Source organism: Kribbella sp. (assembly GCF_035687465.1).
In the GTDB taxonomy this organism is placed as follows: Bacteria; Actinomycetota; Actinomycetes; order Propionibacteriales; family Kribbellaceae; genus Kribbella.
In genome coordinates this window covers 1-4,738 of record NZ_DASRXP010000616.1, presented here as the reverse complement: position 1 = coordinate 4,738, position 4,738 = coordinate 1, and the positions used below count along the sequence as shown (strand labels likewise).

The 4,738-nt window shown below is 69.0% G+C and carries 5 protein-coding genes; 2 read left to right on the top strand and 3 right to left on the bottom strand.

The genetic code is table 11. From position 1 onward, the window contains the following. On the top strand, positions 1-1,470 hold a 1,470-nt coding region (locus VFG33_RS32700; RefSeq protein ID WP_325056861.1), incomplete at its 5' end, for a hypothetical protein. On the opposite strand, the gene VFG33_RS32695 is transcribed toward VFG33_RS32700, so the two are convergent. The 3 genes from VFG33_RS32695 to VFG33_RS32685 form a co-directional block, all read right to left on the bottom strand. Beyond that, positions 1,424-1,867 (bottom strand): response regulator, encoded by a 444-nt coding sequence (locus tag VFG33_RS32695; RefSeq protein WP_325056860.1) that lies wholly within the window; start codon positions 1,865-1,867, stop codon positions 1,424-1,426. The two genes, VFG33_RS32700 and VFG33_RS32695, sit on opposite strands and share 47 nt — an antisense overlap. A 93-nt stretch (positions 1,868-1,960) precedes the next feature. Continuing rightward, positions 1,961-2,635, bottom strand: coding sequence for a response regulator transcription factor (locus VFG33_RS32690; RefSeq protein WP_325056859.1), 675 nt, complete (start codon positions 2,633-2,635; stop codon positions 1,961-1,963). 56 nt (positions 2,636-2,691) lie between these two features. After that, positions 2,692-3,411: an IclR family transcriptional regulator gene (locus VFG33_RS32685; protein WP_012922430.1), complete on the bottom strand. Its 720-nt coding sequence runs from the start codon at positions 3,409-3,411 to the stop codon at positions 2,692-2,694. Between the two features lie 118 nt (positions 3,412-3,529). Here VFG33_RS32685 and leuC point away from each other — a divergent pair. Then, a partial coding sequence (leuC, locus tag VFG33_RS32680) for a 3-isopropylmalate dehydratase large subunit (RefSeq protein WP_325056858.1) occupies positions 3,530-4,738 on the top strand: 1,209 nt, incomplete at its 3' end.

Genomic DNA, 4,738 nt, shown 5'->3' with positions numbered 1-4,738 from the left:
CCCCTCATCGCCGGCGGCCTGGTCGCGGCCATGGTGTCCATGGTGCGCCGACTGCGTCGTAGCCGAGGTGAGCAGCGGCAGCAGTTGCGGCTGATTGCCCTGGCGGTGGTATTCATCGCCTCGAGCTTCGTCTTCCTGATCGTCGTCCAGCTGTTCAACGGCGGACAGCAGACGTGGATCGCGAGTCTCCCGCTGTTCGTCTCCTACTTCTGTCTGCCGCTGCTGTTCGCCGTCGCGGTCCTGCGTTACAGGCTGTTCGACCTGGACCTGATCATCAACCGCGCCGTCGTCCTTGCCCTGGGCACCATCTTCGCCGGGATCGGCTACACCGGCCTCGTGCTGGCGGTCGCGGGCCTCGTCCACACGCGGACGAGCGGATTCTGGCTGTCGCTGCTCGCCACCTCGCTGGTCGCCCTCGCGTTCCAGCCGCTCCGCCGGCGGGTTGTCCGGTTGGCGAACCGGCTCGCCTACGGGGCCAGGGCGCAGCCTTACGAGGAACTGTCCGAGTTCAGCCGTCGCCTCGCGGAGACCCCCTCGCCGACGTCGCTGCTGCCGGCTGTCGCAGAAGCGGCCGGGCGGGCTGTGTCTGCTCGATCTTCGACCGCGGTCCTGCAGGTTCCCGGCTCGGCCGGAATCTCCGCCGCGTGGCCCGGTCCCGCCGACGGGGCACCGGAGTACGAAGTGCCTGTCCGGCACGGTGGCGACGTCCTCGGCAGCATCGGCGTCACGATGCCGAAGGGGCACGGACTCCTGGCCGCGGACGAGCAGCTGCTGCATGATCTGGCCGACCAGACCGCGCTGGCGTTCCGCAACGCCGCGATGGAGTCCGAGCTGGCGGTGCATGTGGCTGCTCTGGATCGCACCACCGGCGCACTCGCCGAGTCCCGGCGCAGGATCATCGCGGCCGACGATGCCGCTCGCTGCCGGTTGGAGTCAGCGATCGCCCGGGACGTGCTGTCGCATCTCCAGCCGATGCCGGAGCGGTTGGCCGGCCTCAGCGTGGCCAGGTCGGGGACCGCCGCATCGGTCGAACTCGAGCAACTCGTCGACGAGACGAACACCGCGCTCGAGTCGTTGCGGGAACTGACCCGCGGAGTGTTCCCCACCCAACTGGCCCGTGCCGGTCTCGCCCGCGCGCTCCGGTCACAGCTGGCCAGGAGCGGTCTGGCGGCCACCCTGCACGTCGAGCCGTCGGCCGACCGGCGGTTCCCGGCCAGGGTCGAGGCAGCGGTCTACTTCTGCTGTGTCGAGGCGTTGCGGGCGGGATCCGCGGCTGCCCGGATCGACCTGCGGATGGTGGCAGGAGAGCTGGTGGTGGGGATCCGTGGTTTCGCCCGCGACCAGGTCGACGTACAGGCGATCGTCGACCGGGTCGAGGCGGTGGGCGGACGGCCGTGGCTCGAGGACGTGGGTCTGCTGTCCATCAACATTCCGGTCGGTATCGACGAGCCGGAGCCGGTGGCGGTGTAGCAACCGGCTCGGTCGCCGTGGGGTGGATGGGCTCAGTCGTGGCGGCGACCCACGCGGCTACGAGCAGGTCCGGGCCGAACGCTGCCTTGGCCAGGTACGACGCAGCGCCGCAACTGGAGACGTCGAACTCGTCCCGGTCGTAGGTCGAGAGCAGTACGACGACCGGCGGGTCGGCGTCCTGGGTGATCCGCCGGGTGGCCTCGATACCGTCGATGCCGGGCAGGTTGACGTCCATCAACACGAGGCCGGGGTGCAGCCTCGCGACTGCGAGCAGCGCCTCCTCGCCGGACGCGGTGGATGCGACGACGGCGAAACCGTCCGTCTCCGCGACGACGGCGGCGATCGCGCGACGGAACGGTTCCTGGTCGTCCACGATCAGAACGCGTACCTCGGCCACTTGTTCACCCTCCTGGCCGCCATCGTGGGTGATCAGTCACCGGCGGCGACAGGGTGCTGTCCTCCTGGAGTGGTGCGGTTGACCGCACCGGCGTCAGCGGCCGGCCGGTCCGCCGGTGGCTTCGAGGAAGGCGAGGACTGCCATCACGCGACGGTTGACGTCGGACTCGTCCGACAGGCCGAGTTTCTGGAAGAGCGAACTGATGTGCTTCTCGACGGCGCGGGTGCTCATGAACAGTGCCGTGGCCGTCGCTTCATTGCTGCGCCCGGCTGCGAGTTCCTGGAGCACCTCGCGCTCGCGTTCGGTGAGACGGGGTAAGGGGGACTGCGACTCCTGCGCCTTCCGCGCCAGCAGGCCCTCGACGACGCTGGGATCGAGAACCGAGCCGCCGCGGGCAACCTCGTACAGAGCCCGGATCAGTTCATCTCGCTGCGATACCCGTTCCTTCAGCAGATACCCGAGGCCGGCGACGCCCTCGGACAGCAGGTCGAACGCGTAGTCCTCCTCGACGTACTGGGACAACACGACGACGCCGGTCGACGGATGATCGGCTCTGATCCGCTTGGCGGCGTCGATGCCTTCGGTGGTGAAGGTCGGGGGCATCCGGATGTCGGTCAGGACCGCGTCCGGCCGGTGCAGCGCGACAGATTCCAGCAGCGACGCCGGATCCATGACCACGTCGACGAGCTCGACCTCAGCGGACTCAGTGAGCAATGCGGAGATGCCTTCGCGCACCAGGAAATTGTCATCCGCAAAGACAACTCGCAACGCCACACCTCACTGTAGGCCCGCCGTCCAGGCCTGTGCCCTTTCTCGGGCTTGGCTTACTCGGAGGCGCGGCGGAGGGCTTCGGAGAGGCGTTCGGCGGCGGCCATGACGGCGGGGGCGTGCATCCGGCCGGGCTGGCGGGAGAGGCGTTCGATCGGGCCGGAGACGGAGACTGCCGCGATCACCTTGCCGGAGGGAGAGCGGACCGGTGCGGAGACCGAGGCGACGCCTTGCTCGCGTTCGCCGACCGAGTGCGCCCAGCCGCGGCGGCGTACGCCGGCCAGGGCCGCTGCGTTGAAGGTCGCGTTGTGGAGGCCGCGGTGCATCCGCTCCGGGTCTTCCCAGGCAAGCAGTATTTGAGCGGCCGACCCGGCCGCCATGGTCAGCTGGCTACCCACCGGAACGGTGTCGCGCAGACCCGACGGACGCTCGGCAGCCGCGACACAGACGCGGTACTCACCCTGCCGCCTGAACAACTGGGCCGATTCACCGGTGATGTCACGCAGTCGCGCCAGCACCGGTCCGGCTGTCGCCAGCAGCCGGTCCTCACCGGCCGCGGAGGCCAACTCGCTCAGCCGGGGCCCGAGCACGAAGCGACCCTGCATGTCGCGCCCCACCAGCCGGTGGTGTTCGAGCGCGACGGCCAGCCGGTGGGCCGTGGGCCGGGCCAGTCCCGTGGCCGCTACGAGTCCGGCCAGGGTCGCCGGTCCGGACTCGAGTGCGGACAGAACGAGAGCTGCTTTGTCGAGAACGCCGACTCCGCTAGAGTTGTCCATGAGACGATATTGCCGTCTCGAATCGTGGAACGCAAGTCGCAAAATCGGACACCACCGGAGCAATGTGAGGTGGTAGGCGACCGAGTCGAACACCAGCGAACCTCAAAGGAGAAGTCTGATGGGTAGGACGTTGTCGGAAAAGGTCTGGGATGCGCATGTGGTGCGCCATGCCGACGGAGAGCCCGACCTCCTCTACATCGACCTCCATCTGGTGCACGAGGTGACCAGCCCGCAGGCCTTCGACGGACTCCGGCTGGCCGGCCGGCAGGTCCGCCGTCCCGACCTGACGATCGCGACCGAGGACCACAACGTCCCGACCCTGGACGTGGACAAGCCGATCGCCGACCTGGTGTCGAGGACGCAGGTGGACACCCTGCGCAGGAACGCCGAGGAGTTCGGCATCCGGATCCACACCCTGGGCGACCCGGACCAGGGCGTCGTGCACGTGATCGGCCCGCAGCTCGGCCTGACCCAGCCCGGCATGACCGTGGTCTGCGGTGACAGCCACACCTCCACCCACGGCGCGTTCGGCGCGATCGCCTTCGGCATCGGGACCAGCGAGGTCGAGCACGTGCTCGCCACCCAGACGCTGATGCAGGCCCGTCCGAAGACGATGGCCGTCACCGTCAATGGAGTACTGCCTGATGGTGTCTCGGCCAAGGACCTGGTGCTCTCGCTGATCGCGCAGGTCGGTACGGGCGGTGGCCAGGGCTACATCGTGGAGTACCGCGGTGAGGCGATCCGCGCGCTGACGATGGAAGCCCGGATGACGATCTGCAACATGTCGATCGAGTGGGGCGCCAAGGCCGGCCTGATCGCGCCGGACGAGACCACCTTCGAGTACCTGAAGGACAAGCCGCACGCGCCGCAGGGCGTCGACTGGGAAGCCGCGGTCGAGTACTGGAAGAGCCTCGCCACCGACGAGGACGCCAGCTTCGATCGCGAGGTCGTCCTGCGCGCCGAGGACGTCGCCCCGTTCGTCACCTGGGGGACCAACCCCGGCCAGGGTGTGCCGCTGTCGGCGACCGTCCCCTCGCCGGACGACTTCAGCACCGAGAACGACAAGGTCGCCGCGGAGCGCGCCCTGGAGTACATGGGCCTGACCGCCGGTACGCCGATGCGCGAGGTGCACGTGGACACCGTGTTCCTCGGCTCTTGTACCAACGGCCGGATCGAGGATCTCCGGGCCGCTGCCGGGGTGCTCGCCGGGCGAAAGGTTGCCCAGGGCACCCGGATGCTCGTCGTACCGGGATCGGGCCGGGTCCGGCTGCAGGCCGAGTCCGAGGGCCTGGACGTGATCTTCAAGGACGCCGGCGCCGAGTGGCGT